Source organism: Pseudomonas sp. MWU12-2037, assembly GCF_023242345.1.
In the GTDB taxonomy this organism is placed as follows: Bacteria; Pseudomonadota; Gammaproteobacteria; order Pseudomonadales; family Pseudomonadaceae; genus Aquipseudomonas; species Aquipseudomonas gingeri_D.
In genome coordinates this window covers 235171-252434 of record NZ_JALLIZ010000007.1, presented here as the reverse complement: position 1 = coordinate 252434, position 17264 = coordinate 235171, and the positions used below count along the sequence as shown (strand labels likewise).

At 61.8% G+C, this 17264-nt stretch carries 16 protein-coding genes; 11 read left to right on the top strand and 5 right to left on the bottom strand.

Features of this window, described 5'->3' with window-relative positions:
* Positions 1-17 precede the first annotated feature (17 nt).
* From M5B42_RS15580 to M5B42_RS15565, 4 genes are read left to right on the top strand one after another with little or no spacing between them, the layout of a single operon-like run.
* Positions 18-704 carry an SGNH/GDSL hydrolase family protein gene (locus tag M5B42_RS15580; protein WP_100941354.1) on the top strand — a complete coding sequence of 229 codons (687 nt, stop codon included), beginning with the start codon at positions 18-20 and terminating at the stop codon, positions 702-704.
* Positions 701-1378, top strand: a complete 678-nt coding sequence (locus tag M5B42_RS15575; protein WP_248746346.1) for a cell division protein FtsQ — start codon at positions 701-703, stop codon at positions 1376-1378. Before M5B42_RS15580 ends, M5B42_RS15575 begins: the two co-directional genes overlap by 4 nt.
* A gap of 19 nt (positions 1379-1397) precedes the next feature.
* Positions 1398-2813, top strand: a complete 1416-nt coding sequence (locus M5B42_RS15570) for an MBOAT family O-acyltransferase (RefSeq protein WP_248746345.1) — start codon at positions 1398-1400, stop codon at positions 2811-2813.
* Positions 2814-2869: 56 nt separating this feature from the next.
* Complete coding sequence (locus M5B42_RS15565) at positions 2870-3958, top strand: cell division protein FtsQ (RefSeq protein WP_248746344.1); 1089 nt, start codon at positions 2870-2872, stop codon at positions 3956-3958.
* Positions 3959-4107: 149 nt separating this feature from the next.
* Here the strand turns inward: M5B42_RS15565 and M5B42_RS15560 are convergent, their stop codons facing one another.
* A complete protein-coding gene (locus tag M5B42_RS15560) occupies positions 4108-5709 on the bottom strand; it encodes an alkaline phosphatase D family protein (protein WP_248746343.1) in 1602 nt (533 codons plus the stop codon).
* A 19-nt stretch (positions 5710-5728) separates the two neighbouring features.
* Positions 5729-6283, bottom strand: coding sequence for a GNAT family protein (locus M5B42_RS15555; RefSeq protein ID WP_103494581.1), 555 nt, complete (start codon positions 6281-6283; stop codon positions 5729-5731).
* A gap of 189 nt (positions 6284-6472) precedes the next feature.
* Here M5B42_RS15555 and M5B42_RS15550 point away from each other — a divergent pair, with 189 nt between their 5' ends.
* The 5 genes from M5B42_RS15550 (at position 6473) to M5B42_RS15530 (ending at position 12024) form a co-directional block, all read left to right on the top strand.
* Positions 6473-6880 carry a biopolymer transporter ExbD gene (locus tag M5B42_RS15550; protein WP_100941360.1) on the top strand — a complete coding sequence of 136 codons (408 nt, stop codon included), beginning with the start codon at positions 6473-6475 and terminating at the stop codon, positions 6878-6880.
* A gap of 2 nt (positions 6881-6882) precedes the next feature.
* On the top strand, positions 6883-7617 hold the full coding sequence (locus tag M5B42_RS15545; protein ID WP_248746342.1) for an energy transducer TonB: 735 nt from the start codon (positions 6883-6885) through the stop codon (positions 7615-7617).
* Positions 7618-7643: 26 nt separating this feature from the next.
* Positions 7644-9923: a TonB-dependent receptor gene (locus M5B42_RS15540; protein WP_248746341.1), complete on the top strand. Its 2280-nt coding sequence runs from the start codon at positions 7644-7646 to the stop codon at positions 9921-9923.
* A 40-nt stretch (positions 9924-9963) separates the two neighbouring features.
* Positions 9964-10611 (top strand): MotA/TolQ/ExbB proton channel family protein, encoded by a 648-nt coding sequence (locus M5B42_RS15535; RefSeq protein WP_248746340.1) that lies wholly within the window; start codon positions 9964-9966, stop codon positions 10609-10611.
* A gap of 174 nt (positions 10612-10785) precedes the next feature.
* On the top strand, positions 10786-12024 hold the full coding sequence (locus tag M5B42_RS15530; RefSeq protein ID WP_248746339.1) for a phospholipase D-like domain-containing protein: 1239 nt from the start codon (positions 10786-10788) through the stop codon (positions 12022-12024).
* A gap of 179 nt (positions 12025-12203) precedes the next feature.
* On the opposite strand, the gene M5B42_RS15525 is transcribed toward M5B42_RS15530, so the two are convergent.
* The 3 genes from M5B42_RS15525 to M5B42_RS15515 all read right to left on the bottom strand — a co-directional run bounded on the left by M5B42_RS15525 (position 12204) and on the right by M5B42_RS15515 (position 14840).
* The gene (locus tag M5B42_RS15525) at positions 12204-13604 is read right to left on the bottom strand and encodes an amino acid permease (RefSeq protein WP_248746338.1); all 1401 of its coding nucleotides are present in this window, start codon (positions 13602-13604) and stop codon (positions 12204-12206) included.
* Between the two features lie 221 nt (positions 13605-13825).
* Complete coding sequence (locus M5B42_RS15520) at positions 13826-14062, bottom strand: hypothetical protein (protein ID WP_103494590.1); 237 nt, start codon at positions 14060-14062, stop codon at positions 13826-13828.
* Complete coding sequence (locus M5B42_RS15515) at positions 14052-14840, bottom strand: VacJ family lipoprotein (RefSeq protein ID WP_103494591.1); 789 nt, start codon at positions 14838-14840, stop codon at positions 14052-14054. The genes M5B42_RS15520 and M5B42_RS15515 overlap by 11 nt, the downstream gene beginning before the upstream one ends.
* 170 nt (positions 14841-15010) lie before the next feature.
* Between M5B42_RS15515 and M5B42_RS15510 the strand changes: the two genes are divergently transcribed.
* Together M5B42_RS15510 and M5B42_RS15505 are read left to right on the top strand one after the other, a co-directional pair.
* Complete coding sequence (locus M5B42_RS15510; RefSeq protein ID WP_177099522.1) at positions 15011-15721, top strand: response regulator; 711 nt, start codon at positions 15011-15013, stop codon at positions 15719-15721.
* Positions 15722-15789: 68 nt separating this feature from the next.
* Positions 15790-17067 carry an ATP-binding protein gene (locus tag M5B42_RS15505; RefSeq protein ID WP_152741025.1) on the top strand — a complete coding sequence of 426 codons (1278 nt, stop codon included), beginning with the start codon at positions 15790-15792 and terminating at the stop codon, positions 17065-17067.
* Positions 17068-17264: the final 197 nt, after the last annotated feature.

Here is a 17264-nt window from a genome sequence, read left to right as displayed (position 1 = left end):
CAACGAGGAAATGATTGATGGCTTCTTCCGTACTGGCTGGTTTGACCCTACTCGTGATTGGCGAAAGCCATATGAGCTTTCCCGACTCGCTGATGAACCCGCTCTACGACAACCTGACCCAGCAAGGTGCCCAGGTTCACGCCATCGGTGCCTGTGGCGCCAACCCGGCGGACTGGGTCACGCCCAAGCTGAAACTCGATTGCGGGGCGATTCGCGAACCCGGTGAAAAGATCAAGGTGATGAGTCGCGGCACCCTCGACACGCAGCCGATCAAGGACGTGATCGCCAAGGACAAACCGGACCTGGTGGTCCTGATCATGGGCGACACCATGGCCTCCTATAAGACCACGCCGTTTCCCAAGGTCTGGGCCTACCAGAGTGTCACCGCGCTGACCAAGCAGATCGCCGACAGCGGTGCCAAGTGTGTTTGGGTGGGACCTGCATGGGGCAAGGCCAACGGCAGCAACACCAACGAAAACCAGTACGGCAAGAACCAGGTCCGTACCCAACTGGTGGCGGGCACCCTGGCCAATATGGTCGCGCCGTGCACCTATATCGACTCGACGAAGTTTTCCAAGCCCGGCGAGTGGACCACCTCCGACGGCCAGCACTTCACCATCGCCGGCTACAAGTTATGGGCAGCGGCCATCGGCAAATCATTGAACGAACTGCCCGCCACGGCAGTGAAAGGAGCTGCAAAGTGAAACGGATTTTCAATGCCGTTGGCGCCCTGGCCGGCCTGGCCCTGAGTGCCAGTGCCTTCAGTGGGCCGATTGCCCTGTACCCCACCGGCCCGTCCCAGGACTCGGCCTATCTGCGTTTCGTCAACGCGGTCGACACGCCCCTGGAACTGACCCCCGAAGGGGCGAGCAGTAGCCTGAAGCTGGAGAAGGGCCAGGTGGTCAGCGGCTTTATTCCGGTATCCGGTGGTCAACCGATCAGGGGCAGCTTGAGCCGTGACGGCAAAAGCGTGGCCCTGGACGTGAAGGTCAACGCCGGCGATTTCGCCACGGTGTTCGCCCTGGCGGATGAACAGCAAGGCATTCGACAGGTAGTGATCAGCGAAGCCTTCGATATCCCCAACCAGCTCAAGGCCTCGCTGGCATTTTTCGATGCCGACCCGGCTTGCACTGACGCCCGGATCAACCTGGCCGGACGCGATGTCGACCTGTTCCAGAAGGCGCCGCCGGGTAACCCTCGGCGTCAGGAACTGAACCCGCGGGCTTCGCTGGCGGTGCAGTTGGTCTGTGCCGGAAGTCCGGTGGGTTCGGCGGTCGAACTCGGCGCATTGGAGGCGAACAAGCGCTACAGTTTGTTATTACTGCCATCGTCGTCGGGGCCTCGCCTGATTACCGCCACGGATAGCTTGTCCAACTGAATCGGAAGCGCCCGTTGCCATGGTTTTCGCCTCGCTTGAATTCCTGACGCTGTTCCTGCCAGCCTTTCTGCTGGTCTATGCGCTGGCCCGCCCGGGCTGGCGTAACGTCATCCTGCTGATCGGCAGCTGGTTGTTCTACGGCTGGCTGAGCCCGCTGTTCCTGTTCCTGCACATGGTGCTGACCCTGCTGGCCTGGGTCGGCGGCCTGTTGGTGGACCGCTCGCGGGAGGATTCGCGGGGGCGGATACGTTTGTTGATCGCGCTGATCGTGATCAACACCCTGGTGCTCTGCTGGTACAAGTACGCGAATATCCTCGCCGCGACCTGGAACCAGTTGATCACCTATTACGGTGCCATGCCCATGGCCTGGCAGCGTGTGGCCTTGCCGGCGGGGTTGTCGTTTATCGTCCTCCAGGCGATTTCCTATCTGGTGGATGTGCACCGGCATGTGGTGCCGGTGGAGCGCAGCTTTATCAACTACGCCACCTACATCTCCATGTTCGGTCATTCGATTGCCGGGCCCATCATTCGTTATGACTGGGTTCGCCGGGAGCTGAACCAGCGCTATTTCAACTGGTTCAATTTCTCCCTTGGCGCACGCCGGTTCATGATCGGCCTGTGCATGAAAGTGCTGGTGGCCGACACCTTGTCACCGCTGGTGGACGTGGCTTTCCATCTGGACAACCCGTCCTTTGTCGACGCCTGGATCGGCTGCCTGGCGTACTCGTTGCAACTGTTTTTCGACTTCGCCGGCTACAGCGCCATGGCCATCGGCCTGGGACTGATGCTGGGCTTTCACTTTCCGGAAAACTTCAACCGCCCGTACCTGGCCTACAGCATCCAGGACTTCTGGCGGCGCTGGCACCTGTCGTTGTCCAGTTGGCTGCGGGACTACCTGTATATCGCCCTGGGCGGTAATCGCAAAGGCGTGTGGAAAACCTATCGCAACCTGTTCCTGACCATGGCCATCGCCGGGCTCTGGCATGGCGGCGACAGCTGGAACTACCTGCTCTGGGGCTCGGCCCATGGCGTGGCCTTGTGTGTCGACCGGGCCTGGTCGCGCTCCAGCCTGCCGGGGTTGCCGCTCTGGGCCTGTCATGTGGCTACGCTGTTATTCGTGTGCCTGGCCTGGACGCTGTTCCGTTCGCCGGACTTCGCCACGGCCCTGAGCATGTATGGCGGCCAGTTCGGCCAGCACGGTTTTGCCCTGGGCGACGCCCTGGCCGTGACCTTGCGCCCGGTGCATGGCTTGGCGGCGTTGCTCGGCCTGGTGTGCATTCTCGCGCCGCTGTTGCAGCCTTGTGTGGAAAGACGTTTCGCAGGCAACGAGTTGTTCGTGTTGGCTGCGGCCCTTTGGCCCGTGCTCGGGTTCACCCTGTCGTTCGCTCTGATCGCCAGCCGTGAAGCCGTGCCCTTTCTGTACTTTCAATTCTGATGAACCAGCCAACGCAATCCCCGTCCGTTGCACCCACGCCGCCTAGCGCGCTGGCGATGCGCGCCAGTCCCCTGGCGGGCGTGATCTTCACCCTGTTCCTGGCACTGGGGGCCTTGTCCTGCGTCTGGTTGATGATCAAGGGTTCGATCGAGTTCGTGCCCAAGGTGGTGACGCCGGACATCCTCCTGCATGGCGAGATCACCCACCGTTTCGCCAAGACACTGTCGGATGCGCCATTGCCCAAGCAGGCCGCCGACCTTGAGCGCGGCGGCAGCTGGTTGATCGACGGCGACCTCGGGCCACGGGTGCGCGAGGGCTGTCCGGGTTGGTTGTTCCTGAGTGACGAGTTGCGCGTGAACCGCAATGCGGCGATCAATGCCCAGGCCAAGGCGCAGGCGGTGCTTGATTTGCGCCAGGCGTTGAGCAAGCGCGGCATCGAATTGCTGGTGGCGGTGGTGCCGGACAAGAGCCGGATCGCGGCGGCGCAGTTGTGCTCGCTCAGGCGTCCGATTGCATTCCAGCCACGGATTGCCGCCTGGTTGACCGGGCTGCAAGGCGCGGGCGTGGCGGCGGTGGATCTGACGTCAGGTTTGCAGGCGCTGGGGGAGGGCGCTTTCCTGCGTACCGATACCCACTGGAGCGAGGCCGGGGCCAAGGCTGCGGCGGGGCGGATTGCTGAGGCGGTCGGTGCCTTGAAGTTCAGCGCGACGCCGCGCAAGAGCTATGAACTGAGTACGCAAGCCAGTGCCGTGCGACCGGGTGACCTGGTGCGCCTGGCGGGGATCGACTGGTTGCCGTTGGCGTTGCAGCCGAAGGCCGAGAGCGTGGCGGCGACGCTGATCAAGGAGAAGGCTGATGCGGCGACAGGCGAGAACCTTGACGATTTGTTTGGTGATGACAATTTGCCGAACACGGCGTTGATTGGTACATCGTTCTCGCGCAACTCGAATTTTGTCGGTTTCCTGGAGGCGGCGGTGGGCGCGCCGGTGGGCAATTTCGCCAAGGATGGTGGCGAGTTTTCCGGGGCGGCGAAAACCTACTTCGACAGCCCGGCATTCAAGCAGACGCCGCCGAAGTTGCTGATCTGGGAGATCCCGGAGCGGGATCTGCAGACGCCCTATGACGGGAATGTGCGTTTGCCTTGAGCTGGATATGAAGGTGGCCTGTCAGACCCTGTCGCCTGCATCGCGAGCAAGCTTGCTCCTACAAGAGTTGTGTCGTTCACAAAACCACGGTACGACACAAAACTGTAGGAGCAAGCTTGCTCGCGATGAACGATAACGCGGTCCCCCGGTTAAACTTCGATTGCCCCGGCCCGCCCGCTCTCCACGACAAACTGCTTGAGCGTCGACACGCTGGCGTTCACATCCCGGGGATCGGAGATCACCCGGAAGTGGGTCAGCATCTTTTGCTCCTGCACCTCGACCGAAACATAACCACGCTGGCGACTGTCGAAAAACCGCACGTGGGGATTGAGCGGCAATACGCCGTTGAACAACTCGAATGGCGGCCCATCGGAGGTCACCGAGGTGCCGACGAACTCGGTCGCCACGACCTTCGACTGCGGATCACCTGGGCGCGCGTGCAGGTCCGTGGTCCAGAACGAATGAATATCCCCGCCCCAGAACACCGGGTTGCTCACCTTGCTGCGTTCGATGGACGCCAACACCCGATTCCGCGTCGCCCCATAACCATCCCAGCCATCGGTCCAATGTCCCAATGCCTGGCTGGCCGGATCGCGTTGCATCAGCGGTGCCACCAGCAGGTCCTGGGCAATCACGTTCCAGCGGGCTTTCGAACGGGCAAAACCCTGCTCCAGCCAAGCTTCCTGTTCCCAGCCGAGCATGGTGCGTTTCGGGTCGCTGAGGTCCGCGCAATCTGATGGCGCGACATGCCCTTGGTGGCTGCGATTGGGCGGGATACACGGCTGTTCGGAGCGGTACTGACGGCCGTCGAGGATATGGAATTGCACCAGCCGGCCGTAGTCGAGTCGTCGATAGAGGCGCATGTCCGGTCCCCTCGGCAAGCTGCTGGCGCGTAGCGGCATATGTTCGTAGAAGGCCTGGTAGGCCGCCGCTCGCTGACGCAGGAAATCACCGGTGGAAACAGCCGGATCCTGCGACCACTGGTTCGCATAGTCATTCTGCACTTCGTGATCGTCCCAGGTCGCGGCGCAGGGCGCACAGGCATGCAGGGCCTGGAGATCGGGGTCGGTTTTGTAGAGCGCGTAGCGGTTGCGATAGCCCGCTAGGTCGACGGCGTTGCCGGTGCCATGGGGGCGGATGATCTTGCCCGAATCGGCGGCGTAGGAACTGTCGTAGATATAGTCGCCGAGGAAAAACACCAGGTCCGGTTGTTCCGCCGCCAGGTGCCGGTAGGCGCTGAAATAGCCGCGCTCCCAATGCGAGCAGGAGACGAAACCCAGGCGTGCCGGGGTCATGGCCGTCAGCGCCGGGGTGGTCCGTGACTGCCCCACCGGGCTTTGCGCGCCGAGCCCTTCGAACTGATACCAGTAGGGCCGTCCGGCTTCCAGCCCGGCGACCTCGACGTGCACCGAATGGGCGAAACGCCGGTCGGCCACCACCTCGCCCTGTTTGACGAGGCGGGTCATCGCCGCGTCGCTCGCCACCCGCCAGCGCACCGGCACCGGTTTGCTCAGGCCACCGCTGCCGTCGGCGGCGTTGAACAGCGGCGCCAGCCGGGTCCAGATAACAAAACCGTCCGGCAGTGGATCCCCCGAAGCCACCCCAAGGGTGAAGGGATAATCGACTCCCGCGCTACGGGCAAAGGGGCTGAGGATCGACAAAACCGCCGCCCCGGCAAGTCCGGTGATAATTCGGCGGCGGTCCTGGTCGACCCCCTTTTCGCTTTCGCTCGGTACAAGCTTATCGTTCATGGACACGGCTCGCGGATGATCAGGTGAGAGGTTGCCAATGGTCACGCAACAGCCCGTACAGCAGCATGTCTTCGTAGACCCCATTCTTGAGAAAGGAGCCTTTCAGACAGCCTTCGTAGCGCAGTCCGGCTTTGTCCAGGACCCGTGCGGAGGCTTTGTTGCGCCTGAAACAATGACCAGCAATGCGCTGCAGCTTGCGCTCGATAAAGCCGTGCTCGAGCATCGCGCCGACGGCTTCTCCTGCATAACCACGGTTGCGATGCTGCGCCCCGATCCAATATCCCAGCTGCGCGCTGTGATGGGCCGGTGAGAGTCTCAGGTTGATAACGCCGATCAGTTCACGATTTTCACTCAAATGAATACCCAGTCCCATCTGACGAGCGGAGCGGTATTGCTCTTCCTGATCGTCAATGAATTCCCGTGCATGTTCGACGGTGTAAGGCGAGGGGAGCGCCCCCGTGTTGCTGGCGATTTCCGGATCGTCCGCCAGCCACGCCAACGTTTGCGCCTGCTCCGCTTGTAAGGGCTTCAATAGCAGGCGTCGGGTGTTCAGGTGAGGTAAGGCGACACTCATGGTGGGAGGTCCATCTAGTCAAATTTTGCAAGACTGTACCAACATTGTGTCGTGTTCATTACATGGATAAATTTACTGTGTAACAGCTTGTAAGGCCCGGTTTAGAGCCTTCAAATCGTAAATTAATGTTAACCGTTCGGTCATTTTCCGTTGCTAGCTTGGCGCCCCTAATCGAATGAGGGCATCGGAATGAGAACCTGGGACGAACCCAAAAAGCGCAAGGCACACATCGAATTGATCCCCATGATCGACGTGATGATGTTCCTGTTGGTGTTCTTCGTACTGGTGAGCCTGAACGTGATTCCGGCACTGGGCATGAAGACGCAATTGCCGAGCGCGAGCAGTTCGCAGCAGCTCAAACCACAGAACAAATTCATCCTCACCCTGGGGCTCGCCGGCCAGTTGCAACTCGACGGCAAGGACATTGCCGTGGACGCGCTGGTGTCGGCACTCAAGGCGGCGCAGAAGCCGGATACCAAGTCGACGATCATCGTCAACAGCGACAAGGGCGTGGAAGTCGCGCGCCTGGTGGAAGTCATGGACACCTTGCGTCTGGGTGGCTTCACGTCCGTCTCCATCGCCACGCGTAAGTCCTGACCATGTACGTCCTGTTTCGAGTCCGTCAGTGGCTGGGCAGTGTCCCGGCCATCGTGGCGCTGGTGCTGATTGCCATGGGCATCCAGTCCCAGCCGCTGAAGGTCCAGCCGGTGTACGACGAGTCGGCGGTCGAGCTGGCGTTGGTCGAGCCTGAGCCCGAACCCGAGCCGGTGGTTGAGCAAGAACCTCCACCGCCGGTGATCGAGGACGAGGAGGCCGAGCCCGCGCCACCGCCGCCACCGCCCAAGCCGATGCCGAAGCCCGAACCAAAACCTGAGCCCAAGCCCAAGCCGAAACCTGTGCCCAAGCCACAGCCGGTGACGGCCAAACCGGCGGAGAAGCCGGTCGAGGCCAAGCCCGCTGCCGAGCCCGTGGTCGCCCGTGCACCGGCACCGGCCGCTCCACCGCCGCCGCCGCCGAAAGTCGACGGCCAGGCGCTGGAGGGCGGCTACCTCAAGGGCCTGCGCAACGAGTTGGATACCTACAAGCAGTACCCCACCGGACGTCAGGCCTCCCTCGAACGCCCCAGCGGCGAGGTGGTGGTCTGGTTGCTGGTGGACCGGCAGGGCCGTGTCCTCGACTCCGGGATCCAGACCCCGGCGCCGAGCATGCTGCTCAACCGTGCGGCAACCAACAGCCTGCATCGCATCAAGCAGGTCAAGCCTTTCCCTGAACAAGCCTTTGGCGGACGTGACGAGCAGCGCTTCACCGCCACCTTCAACTACAGCGTGCAATAAAAGCACCGACGATCAGGAATACAGTGATGAGGTTCTCAAAGATTCACCTGGCATTGATTGCCGCGAGCATGGGCCAAGGTGTCGCGTTGGCGGACAGTAACGACAGTGACGTCGGTACCATCGGTGTCCAGGGAAAGGCGACCGTGGGTGGCGGTTACATGGTCCAGGAGGAGAGCGTCAAGGGGCGCTCCACGGTGACCAAGGAAGCGCTGGATAAACAGACCGCGACCGGCAACGCCATCGACAAACTCAAGTACACCCCGGGCCTGAACATCTCCAGTGAAGACGCCACCGGCCTGGGCAGCTTCCGCTTCACCATGCGCGGACTCAACTCCGACCAGGTGGGCATGTCCATCGACGGCATGCCGATCAACGACTCCGGCAACTATGCCTTGTACGCCAACCTGCTGGGCGATCCGGAGAACATCGACCAGATCTTCGTCACCCAGGGTTCGTCCGAGGCCGACGGCCCGCACATCGGTTCCAGCGGCGGCAACATCGGCGTGGTGACCATTCGCCCGACCAAGGAAACCGGGGCCTTCGTCAAGCAAGTGGTCGGCAGCCATGCCACCACCAAGACCTTCGCCCGGCTCAATACCGGTGAGGTCAACGGCCTGAGCAACTGGCTGTCGTTCTCCCACACCGAAGGCCAGAAATGGCGCGGCAACGGCGCCGAGCGTGCCGACAAGGTCGAGTGGAACAGCTTCTTCGACATGGGCAGCGGCAACACCGCGAACCTGATCCTCAAGTATCACGAGCAGGAAAACGCCAGCTACAGCCAGCTGACCAAGGCCCAGTTCCAGAAATACGGGCGTACCTACGACCCCTATCCGTCGACTCCGGCCCTGGGCAGCAACGGCAAGATCAGCAGCTACGAGGGCCTGGCGCTCAACCCGTTCCAGACCTTTACCGGCGTACTCAACACCCAGTTCAAACTGGCCGACAACCTGTCGCTGTCGGTGATCCCGTATTACTACTGGGGTAACGGCAGTGGCGTCGGCAGCTCGGCCTATGCACTGAACAGCGGCTCCAACGTCGGCGGGGTCTTCGACCTGAGCAACCTGCCGAGCGCCGCCCAGTACAACGCCGACGGCCAGCCGAACACCGGCGTCTACTACCGGCCTTCACGGACCCAGACCTGGCGTCCGGGTATCACCACCAAGCTGAACTGGGATCTGGGCGACCACGCCCTGCAATTCGGCTACTGGTATGAGCGCGCGCGCCAGAGCCAGACCCAGCCGTTCATTCGTCTCAAGCAGAGTGGCAAGCCGGAAAGTATCTGGCCGGATTCCGATTATGTGGTCGATGCCAATGGCAAAGAGGTCCAGGGTCGTGACCGCTTCACCGTGACCCCGGCACAGAAAGTCTGGGCCCAGGACACCTGGTACTTCGCCCCGGACTGGACCCTGGTGGCCGGCCTCGCCTATATGAACGTCGAGCGTGACGGTACCAACCACGGCAGCATCACCGAGAAAGCGGAAAAACGTCACCAGACCTACAACAAGCTGCTGCCCAACGCCGGCCTGAAATACCAGCTCGACGAGCATGACCAGTTGTTCTATAGCCTGTCACGCAACATGCGTGTGCCGCAGAACTACGTGTTGTATGACCAGGGGGCGGGTTCCATCGACTCCAAGCCGGAAACCAGCTGGAACCATGAGCTGGGCTGGCGCTACACCGAACAGGACATGACCATCGCGGCCACCCTGTTCTACATGCAGTTCGAGAACCGACAGGTGTCGTCCAAGGACATCAACGGCGACTTCGCCGACATCAACGCCGGCAGTGTCGACAACAAGGGGCTGGAGCTGGAGTGGAGCGGGCTGCTGCCGCACAACTTCAACTTCTATACCTCGTACACCTACACCCGCGCCGAGCAGAAGGACAACCTGACCGTCTACAACGCCGGCAAGGCCATCCTGCTGCCGACTGCCGGCAAGCAGTTCGCCAACGTGCCGAAGAACATGCTGGCGGCCAATATCGGTTATGACGACGGCCTGTTCTACGGCACCTTCGGTGGCAAGTACACCAGCAAGCTGTATGGCGACCTGACCAACGACGAAGCCATCTCCGGACGCACCGTGTTCAACCTTGGCGCCGGTATCTACCTGCCGGTGGACAAGAAGGTGGTCAAGAGCGCGACCCTGCGCCTGAACGTCGACAACCTGTTCGACAAGAAGTACCTGGACGGCGTGTACACCACCAAGACCAACTCGGCGACCTACAGCGGTTTCCGCGATGGCGACCCGGCCTACATCGTGGGCCTGGATCGTACGGTGACCATGTCGCTGGAAGCGAATTTCTGATGTTTGTCCCACGCGTATTACCGACAGAGGTCACCCGATCATGGACATGAACCTGCTTCACGAAATCACCTTCTATGTGATGTATGCGGCCCTGGCGATTGCGATCTTTATCGCCATCGAGCGCGCCATCTACTTCGCTTATGTCCGGCGCTCGGCCCGGGCGCTGATGGAGGCACTGGGCTCTCATGTGCACAGCGCGAAGGACCTGCCGCAGGCGTTGACCCGGCGTGACAGCCTGCCGCTGGACATGGCCTCGGCGGTGCTGGCACAGAAGGCCACCCATGGTCCGCGCAAGGACCTGGACGATGTGATCGACACCCAGTACCTGGCCAGTCGCGCGCCGTTGGCCCGCAGCCTGTGGATCATCGAGACCATCACCACCGCCGCGCCACTGTTGGGTTTGCTGGGGACCATCCTCGGCATCATCGACACCTTCAAGGCCTTGGCCAGTGCCGGTGTCTCCGACCCGGGCCAGATCTCCGGTGGTATCGGGACGGCCTTGTTCGCCACCGGCCTGGGGATTGCCATCGCGTTGTTCTGCGTGGTGTTCCACAACTTCTTCCAGGACAGCCTGGAGCGCATCAACGACCAGCTCAAGATGTTGCTGATCCGCGCGTCGAGTGGTGCTCGTGTGCAGGGCGAAGTGCCGCATCGGGCGGCGAGCCCGGCGCAGTTGCAGACGGCCTGAGTCACCACTGTCCCTTGTAGGAGCCGGCTTGCTGGCGATAGCGGCTGATCAGGCGATGCAAGGCTTACTGGCCTCATCGCCGGCAAGCCAGCTCCTACACTGGTCTTGGGGCAAGCCCGTTGATCAAGGTTCGCTCCAGGACCAGGCTGTTTTATTTTCCCAGGCGAAACCCTTATGTCCCCCTTCCTTAAGTTTCAACCGACACTGCTTCGCGTCGGCATGGCGAGCCTTGTCGGCCTGCTGCTCAGTCCGCTGGCCCAGGCGGACTTTTCCATTCCCGGTTTCGAGCTGGTGCATACCGTCCCGCTCGCCACCGATCTTGGCACCCCCGATTTGCGTCAACCCGGTCCGGTCTGGATCGAGCTCTTCGACGGCGCCAAAAGCCGCATTGATATCGGCCAGTTCTATGCCGCGGACCATCCCGGTTCGGTGATGGACAAGGTCATTGAAAGTCTTGAGGCCGCCGGCAAGCGTGGCGTGAAAATTCGTTTCCTGCTGGAAGAGAAGGGTGTGAAGCTCTCCGAGGAGGCCACCCTCGAACGGCTGCGCCAGATCCCCAACCTGACCTTCCGCGTCCTGCCCTACGCACGCCTGAGTGGCGGCATCATCCACGCCAAGTACCTGGTGGTGGACGGTCGGCAGGCGTTTATCGGCAGCCAGAATTTCGACTGGCGCTCGCTTGAGCATATCCATGAAACCGGCTTGCTTGTCAGCGAGGCAACGATGGTCGGCCAGGTCCAGGCGATTTTCGACCAGGACTGGAAGGCCCAGGCCGCGTTGGCGGCGAACAAGCCGGTGCCATTGCCCAAGGCCGGGAAAGAACCGGCGCGCACCGGCAACTATCTGGTGGCCAGCCCGCAACGCTACAACCCGCCCGGCGTCGGCGATTCGCAGCTGGAATTACCGCGTTTGCTGGCCGAGGCCAAGCATGAAGTGCGAGTGCAATTGCTCGACTATGCACCACTGTCCTACGGCCCGGACAAAACCCGCCCGTACTACGCCGTGATCGATAACGCGGTGCGTGCGGCGGCGGCGCGCGGGGTGTCGATCAAGTTGATGGTCTCCGACTGGAACACCGGCAAGCCGGAGATTGCCTACCTGAAGAGCCTGGCGGTCCTGCCCAATGTGCAGGTCAAGATCGTCACCTTGCCGCAGGACCCGCAGGGCTTTATCCCCTATGCGCGAGTTATCCACAGCAAGACCATGGAGATCGACGGGCAGGTGGCCTGGGTCGGGACAAGCAACTGGCTCGGCGGCTACCTCGACAACTCGCGCAACCTGGAAGTGGTGATGCACAACAGCGCCATGGCCGAGCGGATCGAGGCCTTGCATGAGCAACTGTGGGACGGGCCCTATGCCTGGCCACTGGATATTGCCCGGGATTATCCGGCGCCGCATCCGGGCAAGCCCTGATCCTTACGCGCAGTAGCTGTCGGAAGCTACCTCCAGGGAATTTGTGTCATACGCAATCTGTGTGTTCGACGCCGTACTGTAGGAGCAGGGCTTGCCCGCGAAGGCGTACCTGAAGGCGCCAAAGGCTTCGCTGGCAAGCCAGGCTCCTACAGTTTGCGGTGCACTCGGCTTTTTATTTTTCAGCTGACGGTACGCATCCGGCCCTTGGCCAGCCGCAGCCGGTACAAGCCATAGATGAACAGCACCCACAGCGGCATCACATACACCGAGACACTGATCTCCGGAATCATCAGCATCACCGCCAGGATCAGCGCGACAAAGGCCAGGCACAGGTAGTTGCTGAACGGGGTCCAGAAGGCCTTGAAGCCCGGGACCACGCCTTGCCGTTCCATGGCCTTGCGGAATTTCAGGTGGGTCAGGCTGATCACGATCCAGTTGATGATCAACGAGGCCACCACCAGCGCCATCAACAACTCCAGCGCTTCATGGGGCGCCACGTAGTTGACCACCACGCACAGCAAGGTCACCAGCGCCGAGACCCCAATCGCCCGTACTGGCACGCCTTGCTTGTTCAGTTTCATCAGGGATTTCGGTGCATCGCCTTGCTCGGCCAGGCCGAACAGCATGCGGCTGTTGCAGTACACGCCGCTGTTGTAGACCGACAGGGCGGCGGTCAGCACCACCACGTTGAGGATCTGCGCCGCCGTGTCGCTGCCGATCAGGGCGAAGATCTGCACGAACGGGCTGCCGCTGTAGGCGTCGCCGGAAGCACCGAGGGTGGTCAGCAACTGGTCCCACGGGTACAGCGACAACAGCACGGTAAGGGCGCCGACGTAGAAGATCAGGATCCGCAACACCACCTGGTTGATCGCCTTGGGGATCACCTTGCGCGGCTCGCTGGCCTCGGCGGCGGTGATGCCCACCAGCTCCAGGCCACCGAAGGAAAACATGATGAAACACAGCGCCATCAGCAGGCCGCTGAAACCGTTGGGGAAGAACCCGCCGTGGCTCCACAGGTTGCTGACCGAGGCTTGCGGGCCGCCGGTGCCACTGATCAGCAGGTAGCAACCGAGAGCGATCATGCCGATGATCGCCACCACCTTGATGATCGCGAACCAGAATTCGGTTTCGCCGAACACCTTGACGTTGGTCAGGTTGATCAGGTTGACCAGCACGAAGAACACCGCCGCGCTGACCCAGGACGGTACATCGGGCCACCAGAACTGCACGTACTTGCCGACGGCCGTGAGTTCGGCCATGCCCACCAGTACGTAGAGCACCCAGTAGTTCCAGCCGCAGAGAAAGCCGGCGTAGCCGCCCCAGTATTTATGGGCGAAGTGGCTGAACGAGCCGGCCACCGGTTCCTCGACGATCATCTCGCCGAGCTGGCGCATGATCAGGAACGCGACGAACCCACAGATCGCATAACCGAGGATCATTGCCGGGCCCGCGGACTTGAGTACGCCGGCAGAACCCAGGAACAGCCCGGTGCCGATGGCCCCGCCCAGGGAAATCAGCTGGATATGGCGGTTTTTCAGGCCGCGCTTGAGCAAACCCGGTGTCAGGTTTTCACCCGTCATTGCTTCACCTTCTCTAGTTTTTCTTCTCGGTGTCGACCTGAGCGGGCCAGGCGTGCAACCGGTACTGATGCTCGACATAAGCGGCGTGGATATTAAATCCCGAAGGTGCGGGGCTCAAGTATTACGCGGGTTCGAGGGGTAAATAGAGAAGAAACTGTAGGAGCGGGGCAAGCCTCGAGGGTGCCGGGTTCACACTCGAGGTCGATGAGAAGGGCGCCAGGTCAGGCGCCTTGCTCCGCCCGGTGGGCAAGCCAGCGCAACAGATCGTCCATGGCCACCTGCTGATGGCGTTCGACCCATTGCGAGCCTTGCGGGCTGTAGTGCTCGGTGTAGTGGCTGAGGATCAGGTGGCGCCGATCGTCCGACAGCCGCAGGCTGACTTCATGGCAGTGCAGGTCAGTATCGGCGCGCTTGCTCACCCGTTGCTCAAGGATCAATGCCCGCTGTTCAGAAACCATCCTGGGCGGCTCCCTGGCAGCGGTCCTTCTCAGGCTGGGTGCTGCCCTGTTTGCCTTCCTGCACGAAAGCCGCGCGATGTTCGGCGACGACATTACGCAGGGCGCTGTAGTAGTCCGGCAGCTTTTTCAGGCTGTCGGTGAGCGGCAGCAGTTCGGCACGCTGGTCGATCACACCGCCGACCAGGTTGACCGTCTCCAGGGTCTTGACGGTGTCGCTGTGGGTGCCGAAGGGGTTGAAGGCAAGCCCCAGAACACGCCCGGCGGCGTCGCGGGCGTTGCCGGTGCCCAGCAGCGGCAGCTCGACGATGGGCCCGTTGCCGATGCCCCAGACGCCAAAAGTCTGGCCGAAGTCGGCGGTGTGGCGGGGGATGCCCATCGGGTCCGAGACATCGATCAGCCCCGCCACGCCGAGGGTGGTGTTGACCGTGAAGCGCCCCAGGGTCGTGGCCGAACGTTTCAGGTTGCCTTGCAGCAAGTCGTTGACGAAGACCTTGGGCTCGCCAAAGTTGGTGGTGAAGTTATGCACACCCCGCTGGAAGAAATTCGGCAGGTGGAGATACCCACGGGCCACGGGGGCCAGGGCATAGTCATCGACGACCTGGTTGAAGGCGAAAATTCCCCGATTGACCCGCTGGGCCGGGTCGAACACTGGATGGTCGACTTGCGCGCAACTGGCGCTCGCCACCGGGGCCGAGCTGCTGCAGCCGGCCAGGTACGAAACGGTCAGCAACAGCGCGGCGTGACGGAGCAGGGCGGGCGAACACTTGAGCGGGGGCATGGGCAAACGGTCTCTGCGAAATACGGGAGGCTGATGCTGGCAGCCGCGCCTTGCGCAAAGATGTCTGCTTTATTGCTGCGCTGACAGTTTGTTACCGCATTGAAATATATGACGGAGCGCGGCGAATGGTTTTAGATGGAGCTCTTTCCCACTTCGAGTGATGACCGCCGGTGAGCAGTCTGTTGATCGTGGACGACGACCTCGAGGTCCTTGCCCTGCTGAAGAAATTTTTTGTGTTGCACGGCTACACGGTGGAAGTCGCCGCTGATGGCGCTGCGTTGTGGGCCGCGCTGGAGCGCCAGGCCCCGGACCTGATCATCCTCGACCTGATGCTGCCGGGAGAGAACGGCCTGATGCTGTGCCAGCGCCTGCGTCGGCAATACGCCACTCCGGTGATCATGCTGACCGCCATGGGCGAGTTGAGCGACCGGGTGGTGGGCCTGGAAATGGGCGCCGATGATTACCTGAGCAAACCCTTCGATGCCCGCGAGTTGCTGGCGCGGGTTCGGGCGGTATTGCGCCGGGCCGGGGAAAGCCGGCCGTTGACCGGTGAAGTGCCGCGCCCGCTGATCCGCTTCGCCGACTGGCAACTGGACCTGACCCGGCGTGAACTGCGTTCGCCGGATCAGGTGATGATCCCGCTGTCGGCGGGGGAATTCGATCTGCTGCTGGTATTTGTCGAGCATTCCCAGCGCATTCTCACCCGCGAGCAACTGCTGGACCTGGCGCGCGGGCACAGCCATGACGCGTTCGACCGCAGCATCGATGTCCAGGTCAGCCGCCTGCGGCGCAAGTTGGAGTTCGATACCAAGCGCCCGGCGATGATTCGCACGGTGCGCAATGGCGGCTATCTGTTCACCCCTGATGTGACACGCCAGTGAGCCGCTTCGGAGCCGGGCGTTATCGCCCCAAGGACACGGTGGCACGCTGGATCGCCCTGACCATCCTGATGGCCATGCTCACGGCGCTGGGGTTCAACGCGCTGTTCGTCAAGCTGGCCGGAGTCTGGGCCTATCCCTCCCTGATCGAGACCGGCCTGCTGGAGAAGATCGCCTCCATCAGTCGGGTGATCGAAGCTTCCGACCCCGGGCAGCGTGCGCGTCTGGCGGCGGTGGTCAGCGATCCGAATATGCAGGTGAACTGGTACCTCGACCGTCAGGATATCGCCCAGCCAAAAATCGTCGAAGAAGTCCGGGGTCGGGGATCGGAGGCCATACGCCGGGCTCTCAATGCGCCGAACCGCCGGATCGAGGCCTATCGGCCCTCCGACTGGCCAGGCCCAGGTGGGCGCTATGCCTTGCTGATCCAGTTGGACGATGACTCCTGGCTGATGTTTTCCGCCGCCTCACGCAGTTGGGGGCTGGAGGAGGGGCCGCGTGGGCTGATCGTGATCGTACTGGTGCTGATTTCCACCGCTGTCGTCACGCTGATCGCCACCCGTCGCCTGGCCAGGCCCCTGCAACAATTTGCCCAGGGCGCACGGCGTTTTGGCGTTGACTTCCGGGCACCGCCGGTGGAGCCGGTGGGGCCCCATGAAATCCGTCAGGCTATCCTCGCTTTCAACGCCATGCAGGCCCAGTTGCAGCACTTTATCAAGGACCGCACGCAGATGCTCGCGGCCATTTCCCATGATCTGCGCACGCCTTTGACCCGCATGCGCCTGCGCGGTGAGTTCATCGAGGATGAGGAACAACAGCAGCGCTTGTTTCGCGACGTCGATGAAATGCAGGCGATGATCAACTCGGCACTGGAGTTCTTCCGTGACGATGCGCGCCTGGAAGAAGCGACTTCCTTCGACCTCGCGGAGCTGCTGCAGACCCTGGTGGACGATTATCGCGACCAGGGGATTGAGGTCGACTTCGTGGGACCGTCCAGATGGGTATATTTCGGGCGGCCGCTGGGGTTGAAGCGGGTCATCGGCAATTTGCTGGATAACGCCATCAAATACGGTCGTGAGCCATCGATCGAGTTGGAACCGGACGGAGAACGGCTGCTGATCCGCGTGCAGGATCGTGGGCCGGGCATCGCCGCGGATTACCTTGAGCAGGTGTTCGAACCGTTCTTCCGGCTGGAGAGTTCGCGTAACAAGAGCACCGGTGGTGTCGGACTGGGCTTGTCGGCGGCGCGGGCGATTGTGCTGGAACAGGGGGGGGCGCTGATCCTGAGCAATCGGGCTGATGGCGGGTTGATCGCCCTGGTGGCATTGCCGGTGCAAGGGGCCTTGTAGGTGGTGCCCGGAGGATGTGTTTGTTATCACGTCCTTTCACAAATAAAATCTTGGCAACTTCATACAACGGTAAAGAGAACACTGTAACTCCAGGGGCGATCAGTTTTTTTGATGCCAGCCCCCGGATATTTGTTGTTTGACAGTCTTTTAACTAACACTGAAACTTTCTCCATTAAGGGTGACTTTCGCCCTGCCCA